15 protein-coding genes are annotated in these 18,083 nt (G+C 36.8%); 4 read left to right on the top strand and 11 right to left on the bottom strand.

Annotation, left to right across the window (positions count from 1 at the left end; all coding sequences use genetic code 11):
• Positions 1–76 precede the first annotated feature (76 nt).
• The 6 genes from RBU59_RS19750 to RBU59_RS19725 form a co-directional block, all read right to left on the bottom strand.
• Positions 77–913: a carbohydrate ABC transporter permease gene (locus tag RBU59_RS19750; protein ID WP_308144196.1), complete on the bottom strand. Its 837-nt coding sequence runs from the start codon at positions 911–913 to the stop codon at positions 77–79.
• A gap of 37 nt (positions 914–950) precedes the next feature.
• Positions 951–1,883: a carbohydrate ABC transporter permease gene (locus RBU59_RS19745; protein WP_308144195.1), complete on the bottom strand. Its 933-nt coding sequence runs from the start codon at positions 1,881–1,883 to the stop codon at positions 951–953.
• An 83-nt stretch (positions 1,884–1,966) separates the two neighbouring features.
• Positions 1,967–3,379 (bottom strand): ABC transporter substrate-binding protein, encoded by a 1,413-nt coding sequence (locus RBU59_RS19740; RefSeq protein WP_308144194.1) that lies wholly within the window; start codon positions 3,377–3,379, stop codon positions 1,967–1,969.
• 280 nt (positions 3,380–3,659) lie between these two features.
• Positions 3,660–4,904, bottom strand: coding sequence for a glycerate kinase type-2 family protein (locus RBU59_RS19735; protein WP_308144193.1), 1,245 nt, complete (start codon positions 4,902–4,904; stop codon positions 3,660–3,662).
• Positions 4,905–5,223: 319 nt separating this feature from the next.
• Positions 5,224–6,360: a CdaR family transcriptional regulator gene (locus tag RBU59_RS19730; RefSeq protein WP_308144192.1), complete on the bottom strand. Its 1,137-nt coding sequence runs from the start codon at positions 6,358–6,360 to the stop codon at positions 5,224–5,226.
• A gap of 31 nt (positions 6,361–6,391) precedes the next feature.
• Positions 6,392–6,637 (bottom strand): helix-turn-helix transcriptional regulator, encoded by a 246-nt coding sequence (locus RBU59_RS19725; RefSeq protein WP_308144191.1) that lies wholly within the window; start codon positions 6,635–6,637, stop codon positions 6,392–6,394.
• 423 nt (positions 6,638–7,060) lie between these two features.
• On the opposite strand from RBU59_RS19725, the gene RBU59_RS19720 reads away from it, so the two are divergent.
• Complete coding sequence (locus RBU59_RS19720) at positions 7,061–7,498, top strand: helix-turn-helix domain-containing protein (protein ID WP_308144190.1); 438 nt, start codon at positions 7,061–7,063, stop codon at positions 7,496–7,498.
• 614 nt (positions 7,499–8,112) lie between these two features.
• Entirely contained in the window at positions 8,113–8,724 is a 612-nt protein-coding gene (locus tag RBU59_RS19715) for a hypothetical protein (RefSeq protein ID WP_308144189.1), read from the top strand.
• Positions 8,725–9,318: 594 nt separating this feature from the next.
• On the opposite strand, the gene RBU59_RS19710 is transcribed toward RBU59_RS19715, so the two are convergent.
• The 5 genes from RBU59_RS19710 to RBU59_RS19690 form a co-directional block, all read right to left on the bottom strand.
• Positions 9,319–9,705: a VOC family protein gene (locus RBU59_RS19710; protein ID WP_308144188.1), complete on the bottom strand. Its 387-nt coding sequence runs from the start codon at positions 9,703–9,705 to the stop codon at positions 9,319–9,321.
• A gap of 107 nt (positions 9,706–9,812) precedes the next feature.
• A complete protein-coding gene (locus RBU59_RS19705; protein WP_308144187.1) occupies positions 9,813–10,919 on the bottom strand; it encodes a glycoside hydrolase family 172 protein in 1,107 nt (368 codons plus the stop codon).
• Positions 10,920–11,114: 195 nt separating this feature from the next.
• A complete protein-coding gene (locus tag RBU59_RS19700; RefSeq protein WP_308144186.1) occupies positions 11,115–11,963 on the bottom strand; it encodes a carbohydrate ABC transporter permease in 849 nt (282 codons plus the stop codon).
• Between the two features lie 10 nt (positions 11,964–11,973).
• On the bottom strand, positions 11,974–12,849 hold the full coding sequence (locus RBU59_RS19695; protein WP_308144185.1) for a carbohydrate ABC transporter permease: 876 nt from the start codon (positions 12,847–12,849) through the stop codon (positions 11,974–11,976).
• 125 nt (positions 12,850–12,974) lie between these two features.
• Positions 12,975–14,291, bottom strand: a complete 1,317-nt coding sequence (locus RBU59_RS19690; RefSeq protein ID WP_308144184.1) for a sugar ABC transporter substrate-binding protein — start codon at positions 14,289–14,291, stop codon at positions 12,975–12,977.
• 310 nt (positions 14,292–14,601) lie between these two features.
• Here RBU59_RS19690 and RBU59_RS19685 point away from each other — a divergent pair, with 310 nt between their 5' ends.
• Positions 14,602–16,425: a sensor histidine kinase gene (locus RBU59_RS19685; protein WP_308144183.1), complete on the top strand. Its 1,824-nt coding sequence runs from the start codon at positions 14,602–14,604 to the stop codon at positions 16,423–16,425.
• A 36-nt stretch (positions 16,426–16,461) separates the two neighbouring features.
• On the top strand, positions 16,462–18,060 hold the full coding sequence (locus RBU59_RS19680) for a response regulator (protein ID WP_308144182.1): 1,599 nt from the start codon (positions 16,462–16,464) through the stop codon (positions 18,058–18,060).
• Positions 18,061–18,083 lie beyond the last annotated feature (23 nt).

The following is an 18,083-nucleotide window of genomic DNA, read 5'->3' as shown; positions in this document are numbered from 1 at the left end:
TAATCCTTCTCATTTACAGTTTATATATATGCAGATATCATTCCTGCAATTATATGATTTTCACCTACTCCGTGACTTACTCTTTCATTCCGGTAGTAGCAATCCCAGCCACAAATTGTTTCTGAAAAATGAGGAAAACCGTAAAAATTGGTATCAGAGAACAAACAGATGCCGCCATTATTGCACCATAACTGGTTGAATTCTCATCTTTAAAAAAATTAAGTCCTAACGGAATAGTCGCTAACCGCTTATCCCGGATATATACCAGGGCAGATTCATATTCATTCCAGGATGAAACAAATTGAAAAATAATAAGTGCGCTAAAAGCCGGTATAGCAAGTGGTATCATAATCCTTAGAAAAATAACTAAATGACTTGCTCCGTCTACCTTACCGGATTCACACAATTCTTCCGGAACCGACATAAAAAACTGACGTAGAAGAAATGTCCCAAAAGCAGTAAACATCCCTGGTAAAATCAGTGCGAGATGCGTGTTATATATTCCTATTTCACGAAAAACAACAAAACGCGGAATTAACATCATCTGATTCGGAAAAGCCAGTGTAGAAAGGTAAATCAGGAAAATAAGCTCCCGGCCTTTAAATTTAATTTTGGCAAAGGCGTATGCTGCAAGAGCGCTGGTAAATACTTCCCCAATTACCGAAAGCGTAGTCACTTTTACTGAATTCATAAAAAACGTAGTAAATGGTACATTGGAATTCCATACACGGTTATAATTGGTTAAAGTAACTTTTTTAGGAATCCAGGCAATCGGGAAACTAAAAATCTCGTTATCCGGTTTAAAAGATGCGGAAAGCATCCATACAAAAGGAATTATCATTAAGATAGAAATGACACCCATTAAAATAGTAAAAACAATTTTTATTGCTTTCTTTCGGTCGCTATAACTCATCAGAAACCACCTCTTTCTATTTGTAATATTTCTTCTCTTATTCTTTTTTCCTATTTGATACCAATATTCGGCCTGCACAAAAGATAAATACCAGGAAAAACAATACCCAGGACATAGCGCTTGCATATCCTATATCACTGTATTGGAACGCAGTTTTATAAATATAATATACAAGAACCGAAGATGAATTACCCGGCCCGCCCTGTGTCATAACCTGAACAGGAGTGAATACCTGAAAGGAACTGATAAAAGATAACATGGTTATCAGAAACATTGTATTAGAAAGAGAGGGTATTGTAATATAAAAGAATTTTTGTATGCCATTCGCCCCGTCAATTTCAGCCGATTCGTACAAGGATTTTGATATTCCCTGCAACCCTGCCAGAAAAATAATAATGTTGTAACCAATTCTCTGCCAAATACCAACAATAATAATGGAAAGTAAGGAGGTACTGCTGGCATTGAGCCATCTGGGCGGTTTCTCAAATCCAATTGCACTTAAGAACTGATTTATCGGTCCATAGGACGGCAGAAATAATATCATCCACACAACGGAAACCGCCACCATAGAAGAAACATTAGGAAGATAAAATGCCAAACGAAGCAAACCCTTCCCAAATACATATTCATTTAATATTACTGCAAATAACAGGGATAAGAAAATAGCAATGGGTACCATAACAACACCATAAATTACCGTATTAATCAGGGATGTTATAAAAACACTATCCGAAAAAAGCTTACTGTAATTGGATATCCCCGCAAATTTAATATTTTTAAGTCCGGAAACAAAATTCCAGTCCGAAAAACTCAGACCTAACGCAAATAAAAGAGGAATCAGTTTAAAAGCAATATAACCGAAAAAATTTAAGAGAATAAAAGCATACCCAGCAAGATTTTCTTTTCTTTGCAGATTCAGCGTTTTTGCTTTTTCAGTTCTTATTTTTGCTAAAGTAGAAATCTTAATCACAACCTTTCATACAAACTGCGGAATATATCAAATTATTCCGCAGCTTGTTATTTTAAGACTTTACCGAACCATATATCAAAGGATTATTTCATATTAGCTAAGTCTTTTTTTATTGCCTCGTCAACTTTTGTCTTAAGTTCCGCCAAGCCTTCCTCTACACCCATTTCACCGTTAAACACCAATGTCATAACTGCATCCATAACCTCGGTAGTGGTTGCCTGCCCTTGAATAAGGGTATTATCCTTACTGACTAAAGTACGTGGTTCTGACATGGTTTTCATTGCCATATCATAGTCAAAACCCGGTCTGTTTCCATGATCAAAGATAAGATCATTAAAGGCTGTAGCCTCCTCTTCTGTTTTAAACTCATACCCGGGACTCATTGCTTTAGGTCCTGCAAATAAGTCGGCATGGTCAATTGTTATAAACTTTAATAAAGCCCAGGCTGCTTCCGGATTTTCAGCACTTTTAGGAATACTGGCCGTAGAAGAATAGCAGGTAGTTATTGACTGTCCCCCGTCAGAAGTCGGCATATTTACCATACCAATGTCCGTTCCCTCCGGAATCTCACCATAACTTGATTTAAGATATAAATTACCATAAACAGGAGCAATCCACATTGCATATTTCCCGTTATATAGACCCTGCATACCGTTTGTATCATTTTCATATTTTAAGGTTGTATATTCATCAAGTGGTACGATACACTTATCTTTTAATGACAAGTCCACAAAATATTGAAGGCTTTCTTTCATCTGCGGAGTATCAAAAGTTGAAGCGGTGAAATCTTTGTTATAATAGGCAAAGTTGCCAAGTTTCTGTCTGGCAATTAAGTCCCATGCAAAATCTTCACCAACAACATCTACCATAGCACCATACACTTTATCAGCTCCTGATCCGCTGGTAAGTTTAACCGCAGTATCCCTAAAATCCTGCCAGGTCCAGCCTGTTTTAGGATATTCGACGCCGGCCGCATCAAACATCTTCTTATTAAAAAATACCATATTTATATTGTTGCAATAAGGTATGGAATAATAATCCCCATTCATATTCTGGGTTTCCTCGGTAGCGTCACCTAAAATATCTTCATAATCCCAGCCTTCCTTGTCAAAGAACTGTTTTAGCCCCATATATGCTCCACCATCCGCACGCTGGCGAAGATCAAATTGACTGGACTGTGTCATTACGTCAATTTTTTCTCCGGATGCCAATGCAGTGTTGATAGTCAAAGTCGATGCATCCGCCAATTTTTCATAGACAAATTCATATTTTCCCGCATATTCCTTATTAAATGCTGCTTCTAACGGTTTGACATTGTCCGGATTCGTCCAGGCATAAAAGTGAACCTGATAAACATCCCCCGAAGCAGCAGCAGTCTGCTCTTTCGTTCCCACGGTGGAACTTTCTGAGGCTCCATTACTGCTGCATCCTGTCAGAACCGCTGCAATTATCATTAAGGAAACTGTAATAGTTAACATTCTTTTCATATTTTTCATTTTTTCTTATCCTCCCATTACTAAACCAAATAAAATTAGAAATTTAATGATGTAAGTTCTGTTCCGAATTAATTAGATCCCCCATTATTACCACACCTACAATTAATCAAAAAAATTAATTCTCACACTAACGCCCATGCCTTATGGGCATAAATCCTGAAGAATAGCCGCCTTTGCTATTCTTCTAATGGCCCGCATGCTCTTAGCGGGACTATTCACACTAACTCCTATTTGTATTCTCTTAACTTATGTCTTCATTTTCATTTACCTCCTTATGTTTTTATCTACACAGGATAACCGTCACATCATTTACATTCGTTCCGGTTGATCCTGTAAATACCAATGCACCTGCCTTTTCCAAAGCATGATAGGAATCATTGTTTTTTAAATATCTCGTACAATCAATCCCAATATTTTCTAATATATTCACTGTATTCCCATCTACAATTCCTCCATCCGCATCAGTAGGACCGTCAGTACCATCAGAACTTACTGAGAATATCACTACATCATTCATATCTTTGATACCAATGGCCGCACTTAAAGCAATTTCCTGATTTCTTCCACCGAGTCCTTCTCCCTCTACCTTAACCACTGTCTCTCCACCCGCAATAATAGCACAAGGAGGTTTTATCCTGTAATTACCGTCTTCTTTCATCCTACGTGCAATGGATGCCATAAATTTCCCCGCTTCTCTGGCCTCACAATCTAATGTAGTAGATATAATATAAGGCTTGTACCCAAGCTGCTGTGCATATTTTGCTACCGCCTCACAAAAATCTCTCACACTCCCTGTAACATAAGTTTCAACATTATTTATTTCCTGGGGTATTTCCCTTTTTATCGCTTCTATCATATGGTCTTCTAAAATCAAATCATATTTGATCAATATTCCATATACATCCGTACTGGCTGAGACATCCGGATAAGCCGGGCCCGAAGCAATCATATCTGCTTTTCCTTTTATAACATCCGACAATAGGATGGAGCACACCCTTGCCGGTTCACAATATTTAGCAAATTTACCTCCTTTCACACTGGACAAACGCTTTCTGATTGTATTGATTTCCGTTATATCTGCTCCGCAACTTAAAAGCTTTCTGGTTACTTCCTGTATATCTTCTAAAGTAATTCCCTGTACCGGCATTTCAAATAAGGATGAACCGCCGCCGGATAATAAAAATAACACTTCATCCTCCTTACTTAATCCTTTCACCATATCAATGGCTTTTTGTGTTCCCAATAATGAATTATTATCCGGAACCGGGTGTCCTGCTTCTAAGATTTCAAACCCTTCCAAATCCCCCTTTGAATAGCCGTATTTTGTTATAATAAGGCCTTTCTGTATCTGGTTTCCCAATATTTTTCCCGCTGTTTCTGCCATGATCCAGGCTGCCTTACCGACGGCAACCACATATACCTTATTTAGAAACTTTTTATTCTTTAACACAGCAGTAACTGCTTTATCCGGTAAGACATCGGATATAGAATTTCTGATAATTATACTTGCATCTTCGTGGATCATATTCTTCTCCTGTTTATTCTGTGAATGTTATCAAATATTATTTATTTATGGATTTCATTATAATTAAATTGTTAATATCCTAATACCCTATGGGGAACGAATTTTCGTTCTTTTTTTGTTACAACGACACAAAAAGAAAACCGAATGATAATCTTAAGTTTAAATATTCCGTTATGGGTGCTTCTATAGAAACAGAAAGAAATAAAATATGCTTTTTGTATCGAGTATTTTTTTAAGAAATTACGTTTTAGTTTAAATGGTGGTCTTTATCATTGGAGTAATTAAGAATTTTTGTATTATAAAAGACATTAATATTTTTTTATTTTTTTGTTTTAACTAAATAATCATAAAAATTAGTAAAAAATATTCTTTCCTGATGCCTCAACAATGGGTTCATCCCTAAAGCTTTCCGCAGCTTGTCCAGCCGATAACTCATTGTATTTTTGTGAATATGAATATACTTGCTTGCTTCAGCCAAATTATAGTCTGTAGAATCCAGAGCACTTACTATTTCTATATAATTATTAATGAATTTATCATCGAACTGTGTCTTAAATATCTCAAAGATACCGTTCAATTCCGTTAAAGGTATAAGTGAATGAAGATATTCCTGTAAATAGTCATAAAAAAAGTAGCTGTTTTTAACTGGTTTTGTATTTTCAAACAACCATTTGCAATGCAGGTAACTGATTCGATACTGTGCAAATTTATTTTGGAAAGAACCTGTATATAATTTGTAATCAATATGATTCGTTTTTAGGTATTGAAGTATCCGGCTCAGACTTTCACCGATGAATATTTTGTAAGTCTGCAATAGCTCCAACAGCTTACCGTCAAAATGTTTAAAAATAATAATGCAATTATTTCTGGTTACCCCTGAAATATCCTGTGAAGAAGTAAGATGTCTTTCTCTTATACCAGATAATATCTGTTCTGCCTGATCAGATTTTTCATTAAATCGTATAAGAATTGGAATCCGTATCAGTTCTTCCTTAAAATTTAAACGTTGCGCATACTCTCCCAGTTCCTCTTCCGTTACATTTTCTCCGTAAAGAATAAGGTTTAAAAACTGCTCTTTTATATTTCTTCTTTGATACCGTTCTTCCTTGTAAATCTCATATTCCAGCATAGTTTCCATGGACATCCGAATAATCAGGGAAATCGGCCGTATCTCTGATGGTTCACCTGTAATGCCGATAACTCCAATCTTATTATTTTTATAAAAAAATGCTGCATTAATCCCTGCTTTTACTCCTACAAACTGATTGTCGTTTTCAACAATAATCTCATCTTCTTCCCCATGGATTATCCGGTATGCAATCTCATGAAAAGTACCTATTCTGCTTTCTGTCCTACTGGCAATAATAATACCTTTTTCATCCATTATGTTTATGTTATAGTCTGTATATTTCCTGATTTTCTCAATAAATCGTTGTGCAAAAACCGAATCCAACATATAATAACCGCCCCTTCCCCATCACAGCCTTTTATTTCTCTCCTTCACCAGGTTTATCTACCGTTTTACTTTTGTCCTTAATTATGTCAGAATCCAATCCAAGGTATGATAAGATGGCAGGAATATACTTTTTCCCAGACCGCTCACCGTAAAGAATCAGATGGATATATTTCGGAGATACTCCGATTATCTTAGCAAGCTCTTTCTGGGTCATCTCCTTGTCAACAAGACATTTTTTAATCTCGGCACCAAGGGGTGTCAGTTTTCTACTTTTCATCAGTCATACTCCTTCCGGACATATTAAGCAGAATTTAGCGCTTTATTTTAGAAAAACACGTCGCGTTTGTTACCTGTGATCAATAACAAATACGTTACTGTTCACTCCCCTGCAAAAAGCAGCAGTTTCGTGAACAATAACACGCTTCGCGATGCACACAAAACGCAGAGTCAGCGTTTTGGTGCTGCAATTCTCCGGTTTTTTGTGATAATGCTTTCACAAAAAACACGTCGCGTTTGTTACCTGTGATCAATAACAAATACTTTCTTTTACTGCTTAAAAATCGCCGGCTTTATTTCATTTTCAGCAGTAATGTGCTATGATAATTCTATGTATTGGCTTTCCTAATTTCAGTATAGTACTGTTATCAGAACGTGTCAATAGAATAAGTATTGTTTTTAGAACTTTCTCAAGGAGGTAATTATGCAGACAATAGGCGAACGTATTCGCTATAAAAGAATGACATATAAAATGTCCATGCAGGCACTGGCTGATGCACTGGGCAAATCAAAAGGTAATATAAGCGAATATGAGAAAGGAAAGTATGAACCCTCGGCACAGACTGTCATCGCCCTTTCCCGTATATTTCAAGTATCTACAGACTGGCTTCTGACCGGGGAGGAATATTTAAATAATTCTCCCGAAAGTGCTCCCGTGTTAAAACTAACAGATACGGAAACTGACTTGATTTCCATGTTCCGCCTGTTAGATGGACGTGATCAGGAAGATGCATACGATAATATTTATTACAAATATAAGCGTGTGTACAAAGATTCCTCCCATTACCAGCGTTATTCTGTCGACCGGGTTGCGGAAGAAACTGACGAAGATTTTGGAAGCTCTTTAATTAAGAAAGATTGATTTTTTTGACCTAATTGATAGATTTATCTATCATTATATTTACGTGAGCAAAAAGAGACCAGTCATATATAAGCATTATAGCTTGACGTGACTGGTCTTTTGTTATTGAGTCTGTGACTATATTGACTGTATTCGTTTTCCCACGTTTTCTAGGCTTGCTCAATAATTAATGTAACGTATCCGCTAGTCTTGATTAACGGGAAATACATTGTTATAATTTATATATTATCCTAGGGGCAGGAGTACATTTTATTAAACTTAATAAATTCCTGCGAGAGAAGCATTATGACAGGAGTACCCCCCTGCACCGCTGGCAATCGGCGTGGTAATCTTTTTGACTTGTGCCGAACGAAAATGGTAATACCATTGGGTCTATGGATATATTTTATCATTCATTTTCTTTGCAAGAATTAAGGTCCAACATACATACAGAATATCATATATGAGCGGTTAAAAAATTTGGCACTCTATTTTTAATGCGACATACTGCTGTCATATTATCATTGATATAATTTTTTCTAAGTATGATGGGCAAGAAAATAATATCTGAAATGAATGTATACATTGCAGTAAATGATAAATAAAAAATTATCCATTTGGAAGGTGGTTCAATAATGATAACACTTGAGAACTTAATGTCAATCGATAAAGAACAATTACCAGAAGCAGTAAAAGTCATAAGCAGCTCTGAAATTCCAAACCTTGTGGAACTATTGACTGAAAAGAATGATAAAATCAGGTATCAGGCATTTATGCTTCTCCAATATCGTTCTCAGCTTTTTAATGATGTTTATCCATATCTGGAAAATTTTAGATTGAAATTGAAAGATAACAACTCATACCAAAGAAGCATAGGCATTATGTTGATCGCAGAAAATGCTAAATGGGATTTGGATAATAAAATGGATGCTTTACTTGATGACTGCCTGGAACTCTTACAGGATGAAAAACCTATCACAGTGCGTCAGTGTATTCAATCACTAGGGATAATCGCAGAAGCTAAACCGAATCTGAATGAAAAAATATCCAATAAGCTTATGTCTATTAATATTCTGGAAATAAAAGAAACTATGAGAAAATCAGTGCTGCTTGATATTCTTAATGTTCTTGTTTCCATTCGAAAAAACATCAAAAATCCGCAAATTGACAGCTTTATTTTCAATTCTCTTTCCGGTGGAATACTGGATAATAAAGCAATAAAACAGATTGAAAACATTTTGATATGAAACTCTTGCAGATTGTCAGTAACCTAATAATCGGTGGAGCTAATGAGGTATAAATCTCTAGGGCTTTTTATTTCATAGGGAAAATCGGAGAACTTGTAGAGTGGGTCGGAGGTCGCAAGACCTCTTTCCCCTCATCAAACCGTACGTGAGGTTTTCCCTCATACGGCTTTCCGACATTCCTCTTTCTACAGCTTTATGTCATGCAGTCATTCTCTGCAAACCCTTATCCATTAATGTAAGGTTTATTTTACATAACAGTGCCTGAATAAAGAAAAAACACATGGCTTTATTAAAGTCATGCCAAAATATGAAAACAGAGCTTAGAAAAGGACAATCTATATGATATGTCTTATTTTTTTATCCATAAGTAAAGAACGTGTTGCAAAACTATTTATAAAAATAGTTTTGCAACACGCTCCTCCTGTAAACTTATTATAATATAATTTATGTTTTACTTTGACAAAAAATCACGTCCGTCGGCTTTTTTTGCACCGTTTTGAGGCTTGTAAAAAATATAGTGTTTGAGAAAAAGGCAGGAAATTGAATATTGCCCGTATTTATCTGTGAAAATAAATCGGGCTCTTGCCGGGCAAATCATAATATCTGACAAAACTCAATTTTCTCTTTATTTGGTCCTACAATAATAAAAAACCGAATACCGTTTGCCCAGAACGGTAATTCCCTGATTCCCGGTTCAAGAATTTCAAACCCCTCTTTGACAGCATTATCATAAGTCGCATCAATATCATTGCAATTTACTGCGAAATGATTTACCGCTCCATCCCTGGGTGATATGTCGGTTGATTCATAAACTTCTAATTCTAAACTTTCGAATTTTAAGAACCCTACTTTATTACCCTCATTAACAGTCTGGTAAGTAGTACCAAATCCGATTTTTTCATAAAAAGCTATTGTCTCTTCATAACGATTAGTGGGAATACCTATATGCTGTATTCCGTCACAAAATTCCATAAGTCTCATATGTACCCTCCTGATATCAATAAAAAATGTTGATTCATAGTTACCTTCTCACTATTTTCTTACATCATAACACAAAGAATGGAGGGTGAAAAGTACAAAGCGAGTATTTATCTCGGCCACCGGTCTTCCTTGTCCATTAATTTTGGAAATGGATTATGCGGTTCCGTCTGATACCAGTAGGCAACGGAGGCCACATCATCCTGACGCTCAAAGTTTCCCTTATGACAGGTACCGATTTGCTGAATGGTCACCTTTAGATCTTCCTCGAAGAGAATAGGATCCATAATATGCCAGCGGTAGAAACCTCTCTGGGCAGGTGTATCATCGTTATGGTATTGATTAAAAACTTCCGTATCATGATGGGAATAATAAGGATATCCCATAAATGGTGTACAATAATTTTTCTCGATCATTCTGCCATTTTCATCAATACCGCCGAAACTCCAGGCACCTCCGAAATAATCCTCCGTTCCGGTACCGCAGATTGTGGGATATTCTTCGTCCCCGTCCAGATAGAACTTGATTTCACCCTCTCCCCACCAATAACGCTCTAATGCGGTAAGTGCAATATAGGTACCAACATAATGACCTTTCCCTTTAATACCATCCACTATGGTATAATCCACCTGTTTCTTCGTCAATCGTTCTCTTCTCCACTGTGCATGAAAATAGGAAATATCCTCGGGTAAGTTTTCATATAAGCAATAATCTACCTGATAAAAGAAAGCGGGCACTTCTGCTTCATGTTGATTTTCAATGGTAATCTTCGCTTTCTTTTTAAATGGCATCTGAAAATAGGAATTCATGGCACGTTTGGGATTCACAACAATCGGAAGGGAATTCACTTCGCAGCCTCTGGCAAAACCACAGCAGAAGAAATCACCTAACGGGGTTTCTACTGAGGGTTCTGTCTCATCATCCCAATACATACGGATAACCAGATCCCTCAGGACATGATAATCTTTCTCCGTTCTGTCCGTAACCGTGATCCAGATATGCTGAATTACTCCCGGGCCCTCCATCTCAGCTAAGGTAGTAACACTTCCCGGTGCCAGCCCTCTGATACAGGGCGCTCCTTTTCTGGACGGACCTAAACGGCTGGCTGCCATTCCGCCTTTTCCTTTTTCTCCATGGGGATTCTCTGCATTAATTGCCCTGCTTTTCCCGTGTTTAGCCAGGGGTAAAGCCCCTAACCCTCCTATAAATGACTGCATATTATTTTCTCCTTTCGAATTTATAACCTCTGATTGTAAATTGCGAAACTCAACTATTGCATCTATATACCATGCAATTAATACAATATCATAGCTCAATCTTGCCCAGAGGGCAACTGACGCTATGAAATTCAATTTGTATCGTATATTTGGAACACTAAATAGTTTCGTAATTCCCTATTATAATCTCTAATTTTAAGCCTTTACTCCTCCTGCCATGATACCATCCATAATCTGCTTTTCAAAAACCGCAACAAATACGATTATGGGAAGAAGAATAACACAACCCATGGCACTTACCAGATCCCAGGGGACGGAATACATATTGTCCCTTAATGGAAGCTGTACGATAGCAACGGATAAAACCTGAATCCCATTGGAATAAAACAGCGGAGTGAAGAAATTATTTAAACAGGAAACAAAGTTAATGATACATACTGTTGCCACTGCCGGTTTCATAAGGGGCAGCGTTACATAAAATATTCTTTTCATAAAAGCCGCACCGTCAATTGCTGCTGCCTCTTCCAGGGAAATTGGTATCTCCGCTACAAAATTTTTCAGAATCAATACGGTAAAAGGTATTACCGAACTGATATATAAAAGAATTAATCCAGGATATGTATCGTATAATTTTACCTTTTGCATAAACTCATACAACGGCCTTGCCGTAACAACTTCCGGTATCAACATGGTTGCGATGATAAAGGCAAAAGCAAGAGAAATTCCTCTGGATTTAAATCTGGAAAATGCATAAGCCGCCATAATACTAAAAAGGGTGCTTATGATTAAGGTACTTCCCACTATAATAATCGTATTGGTTACCTTGCTCAACAAGCCTACGTTTTGAATCAGAAAGATATAACTTTCCAGGGTAGGATGATCCGGCAAATAATCAATCGGAGAATTAAACAATTCTCCGGATGGTGTAATGGACGACATAAAGATCCAGTACATAGGGAATAAAATCAAAAAACATACGATAAAAACTGACAACCATTTTATAAGGGCTGCACCTAGTTTGAACAATTTTTGTTTTGTATTCATGGCTTCCCTCCTAATGTTCTACTTTATTTGAAACTTTTATATTAATCACGCTAAAGATTGCCATAGCAGCAAACAACAATACGGCCATAGCGGACGAATAGCCTATATTTAAGTTGGTAAATGCCTCCGTTGTAATACGGTATGCAATTAGCGCTGTATCTTCACCGGGACCGCCGGAGGTCATGGAATAAACAAGATCAAATGTTGTCAATCTCCATAAGGTGAATGGGATACATAAGGTAACCACATTCCTTAAGATCAGCGGTAAAGTAATTCTTATAAATGTCTGTATGTTATTGGCCCCGTCAACTTTGGCAGCTTCATATATGTCACTGGATATGAATTGCAGTCCGGATAAAACCAGAATCGCAAAAAAAGGAAGGTCCTTCCATAAATCCATGGCAATAACCGCTGCTCTGGCAGAACCCGTATTGACCAGCCAATTCAGTTGAAAATCCGGTAAAAATCTGCGTACGAAATCATTTATCAAACCGTAATCATTATTAAAAGCCCATTTAGCCGCCATACCGGTTACTGCGGCAGGCATTGCCCAGGGAATCAATACAATGGTACGTAAAAAACGGCGTCCTTTAAATTTCATATTTAAAATCATGGCTAACATAACGCCTAATAATACATGAAATACCATAGAACAAACTACAAATAGCACAGTAAACTCAATCGAAGTTAAAAACTTTTCATCTGAAAATACATTAATATAATTTTTTAAACCATAAAATTCTTTGGTTCCTTTTAAAATGCGAATATTAAATAAACTGTTTTTAAATGTAACAAAAATAGGGTAAATCGTGGTAAAACCACGGATTAGCAGTACCGGCAAAACCAAGAGCCAAGCCACCCACTGCAAAGATTTCTTTTTTGACATAGTTATCTTCCTTTCATAACTTAGAAAGTGTTAGGTAATTGCGAACCATACTTAGCAGGCATTGATAAAGGATGCAGGCTTTTACGCCTGCATCCTTAGGCCTTTAACCCTTGTTTTAGTTGTGGCTATTGACACTCTTCTACATACTTTTGTGCTTTATCACAGAACTCATCTAACGTTATCTTATCCTGAATATAATCCTGGAATATGGTGCCGATATCGGAGATAAATTCCATAGTCTGAGATAACATCGGACGGCCTCTTACTTCAGATTCCTGTGCATAGATGGAATACATCTCTTTAACCGGGCTGTCATTTGGAACCACCTTTTCAGCTACATCACTTCTCGCCGGATAACGGTCAAAGTTTTCCCAGGAAGCTTTCATTCCGCCCTCATTAGCCATATAAGTTAAGAACTTCACAGCCGCATCTTTATGTTCGGAAGAAGAATTCAATACATAACTCCAGGAATCTGTAAAAATACTGCTCTTCTTAAAGGTTGGGATTTTTATCATATGAATCTTATCGGATCCTAACATACCTGCCGCATCATAGTCCGACCCTGTTCCCCACATAAATACACAGCCGTATTTACCATCAATGAATTTCTGGTTCATTTGTTCATATTTATCAGCGATTTGATCGACCGGTGTTACTTTTAAGGTATTTACCATATCATACATAAATTGCAATGCTTCCCTGTTTCCTTTGTTGGTCCAGTCAAAATAATCTCCGCCGAACATATTTACAAATTGGGCAATTTCATTAAATACATAAGTTTTTTCCCAGGACCCGCCATAACCATATCTTCCATCTCCGGTTGCTGCCGTAATATATTTTTTGAAATCATCCAGGGTATCAAGGGAAGTAACCCCTACTTCATCCATGATTTTCTGATTAACCCAAAGAGCTAAATAACCTGAGTATCCGGGAACACCGATTATATTTCCGTCGCTTGATGTAATCATATCGGATATGTAACCGGTAGCAAAATTATTTAAAATGTCTTTAGTCATTACCGTATCGTTTAATGGCTCAAGCCATCCGGAATTCTTAAAGGTTGTTGCCATTTCGTCATTAATTTCAAAGATATCTACACTTTTGTCCCCTGTAGATAACATGGTAGTAATCTTCTGCTGACGGGTATCCGAGTCAGTAGGTGCTGCAATTACATTAATCTTTAATCCGGTAGCCTTCTCACAGTCTGCTAACCAGGTATTAAAATCAGCATCCGTTGTTTGAATGCTATATAATGTTAAGTCATAAGCTCCATCGGATTTTGCTTCCGTTGTACCAGCAGTCTCCCCCGTATCCCCTGCTGTTGTTTCTGTTTTTGTTTCTTCTTTTGAACCGGTTGCCGGACTTGTGTTTTTCGCACATCCGGAGAACATTCCTGCAATCATTACAACAACCAGCAGCAAACCAGTTAATTTCTTTTTCATTTTTACACCCTTGCCTTTCCCGTTTTAAGCCTTTCCCAAAATGGAATCAGACCTGATTACGTAGGTTGAAAGTGATCTTCTTTCAACTTTCCTTCTCCTTTAAGTCTCTTCATTACTCAGATCTTAGTAATGAATTTATTTTAATCAAAATTATAAATAAAGAGAATATAAAATTTTACGCAGTATTTATAATATTTATGGTTTAACACTCGTTCTATTGTAAAATAACATAAACTTATATATAATAAAATCCAGCATTATCAATGTTTTTTCGTCATTATGTGTAAATAAAATGAAAGGAACTAATTCTATGGTACAATATTATTTTCATAATAAATTTACTCATGGCATCCGTAAACTGTTCCATCGTTTTCGTACAAGATTAATAACCTGCTTTTTATTATGTTCCATCTTTCCTTTCTTTATTATTGGTATCATCAGCTACCGCACGACGTATTCTCTGGCACAGGAGAAAATCCTGCAGTCCGTTTATGTCTCCAATACTCAATTGGTACAGCAGCTTAACAGCCGTTTCTCCCAAATGGCAAATGTTGCTGATTCCGTTAATAATTACGTATATTCTTTAACAGGTAAAACAGAAAAATCCTTTTCCGAATATATGGACTATTTCAGCAATGCGCGGAGTAATATTAATTCTTTAAATAACAATTTTCACTTGTTTCAAACCTGTGTATTTCTTCCGGACAGCTATCTAATCAGTAAAGAAGGGCTTATGTTCTACGGTATTTCCGGTTTAAAGATGTATGATATAGATAAAGCGGAGCTTTCAGGTATCGGTGTAACAAATAAATGGCTTTACCGCAGTAATCTGGCATTTCCGGTTATGCTCTCTCCAAATGACAGAAGTATTGACTCTATTTTATGCTGTCAGTCCCTGACCCGGGATAACAGGATGATTTATGCTTTATTTACAAGTATTAAATCAGATGAACTATCGGGATTACTGGCAGACTCTTTCTTAGATACTCCCATTGTCAGTTATATCTGTACCTCCAACCGGCAGATTGTGGCCCATAATAATAAAAGTATGGTTGGTGCTTACTTAAAAACCGACAAATTTAACCGCCTAACGGCTCAGGTTAACGGGGCTCCCATTAACTGGGATGAAAATCAATATCTGGTGCAACCCTTGAATAACGGCTTTTACCTGATTACGGAAGTTCCCACTACTTATATTACTAATAATATAAAACCCGTTATTGGTACCATCTTTACCTCCCTGTTAATTATGGTACCGGTTATGATTGGTATTACTGTTTTTATCTCTCTTAATTTAACCAAAAAATTAAGCAGGCTTACCAGAGTAGTTCGTTCCACCAAGATCAGAAGTAATAAAATTACGGCTAAAGAATTCGGACACCTGTTTAAAATCAACTCGGAATATGGAGACGAAATAGATGACCTGGCTTCTACCTATGAAGGGATGCTCCAGACTATCGATCATAACCTTGCCAATATCCTGGAATTATCCGTTATGGAGGAAAAATTAAAATATCAATTGCTCCAATCGCAAATCAATCCTCATTTCCTGTACAATATCTTAGGAACGATACAGACCTGCCTGACCATTGGTAAAACGGACATTGCCCATCAGATGATAAGCGGTTTATCCAAATTCTACCGTATGACCTTAAGAAAAAATAATGATCTTATTACTATCCGGGATGAACTGGAGATAGCCACTCTCTATCTGGAACTGGAACACCTCTGCCGCGAGGATAGCTTTACCTGGGAAATCAACTATGAAGATGGAATTGAAAACTTTATGATCTGCAAATTTACCTTGCAGCCATTTCTGGAAAATTGTCTTCTCCATGGAATAGAACGCAGCAATCATCCAATCCATATTAAGATTGACCTTAAGTATGGAGACGATACGATTATAATAACTATCGAGGACAACGGTGCAGGAATACCAGAGAATTATCTATCGAATCTTCAGCATTCTTTGGATGAACATAATGTGGATTATTCCAAAAATTTCGGAATCAGTAATGTAAATGCCAGAATAGCAAGCACTCTCTACGGTTCCGGTCGTATAAAACTTCAAAGTAAAGTTGGTTCCGGTACTACTGTAACCATTGAATTTCAACAGATACTGGATAAAGATTAGGTTTCATGCCGCTAAAGCGGCAGATGGGAGGTAATTATGAAAAAAGTAATGATAGTGGATGATAATCATATCTCTGTAGAGGGGATCTATAAAAACATTAACTGGGCCTCATTGGGTGCCGAAGTCTGTGAAATGCAGTATGACGGAGCTGCCGCGCTAGAAGTGCTGGATTCCACACCCATAGATTTAATTATCTCAGATATAGTAATGCCGGGTTTTACCGGATTGGATTTAGCAAGTAAAGCATTACAAAAAAATCCATTTATTAAAATAATTTTAATCAGTGCTTTTGATAAATTTGAATATGCAAAACAGGCAATCCGAATCGGTGCTTATGATTATGTAGAAAAACCGGTCGATTACCAATACCTAAATGAAAAAGTTAAAAATGCTTTATTTTTAATAGAAAAAGAAGAATCCAATTTACAAATCCTTGAAAACAGCCGTCCTGCAATGATTGACAGTTTTTTCTCCAGTCTGATCCACAGTTACAGTGATGAAGCCAAATATAATCTGAATAATTATCCAAACTATCTGCACCTGGATTTAAACTGTCATTTTTATGTAGTTATTTCTTTGGATATAGAAAATGCAGCTGAAATTAAAACCTCCTTGGGAATACAGAAATACCATCTGGAATTAACAAACCTCCACAATTATCTTGAAAAATTGTTTGAATCCCTTAATCTGCATTATATTTTAAATGATTTACATGGATTAACCTGTATTCTCGGCCACAATTATTCAAACCAGGTATATTTTCAGAAGATGCTTTATAATATCATAACGGATGTGGCAGAACACTATCAGGATAACCTCCTGTCGGTTAATGTAGGAATCGGTAATATTATAAAATATCTCTGGGACATGAATCAATCTTATCTCAGTGCAAGACGAGCACTGGAATACCGGTTTTTCTTTCCTCAACAGCATATCTTTGACGCCAGAGACTCTATGGGTTCCAGTCTGTCAGTCACATTGTTCTCCGTTGATAAGGAAGAATTGTTAATTCAATACATCTGTAAGAAAGATACCGTACAAATAACCGGCTGGATTAAACAGTTTTCGGAAGAAATATTAGAAAATTATCAGACCAAAAATCTTCTGTTCATAAGGATTTATTCAGTTTTAGGAAGAATCCTGAAATTTTTATACGAAATGGATATTGATAGTACGGATATAGAAAAAGATATCATACAAGTGTATTCCAAAATGGATTCTTATACTACAAGTGTAGAAATCTTCCACTGGTTAGATTCAATCTGCCAGAATGTATGCAGAAAACTATCCGATTCGGTACAAACCTATCATAAACAGGTGTGCGACTCTGTTCTCAAATACATCAAACAGCATTACGACAAAAACGAACTCTGTCTGAATGATATCGCCGACTACGTGAATGTAAGTCCCTCCCATCTCAGTGTAATATATAAAAAATGTACCGGTCAGAACATTTCCGATATCATTACCTCTGTCCGGATTGAAGCGGCCTGCCAGATGCTCCTGCACTCGGGTTTATCCTTAAAAGAAATCAGTGAAAAAATCGGATATACCAATCAATATTACTTCAGTTCCTGTTTTAAAAAGAGGATGGGACAATCACCGTCGGAATTTCGGAATCGGGTAAAAGGTTAAGTATGAAAAAGAGTCTGGCTTTA

The sequence above is a fragment of the Anaerocolumna sp. MB42-C2 genome (genome assembly GCF_030913705.1).
Classification (GTDB): Bacteria; Bacillota; Clostridia; order Lachnospirales; family Lachnospiraceae; genus Anaerocolumna.
This window is presented reverse-complemented; position numbering and strand designations above follow the sequence as displayed.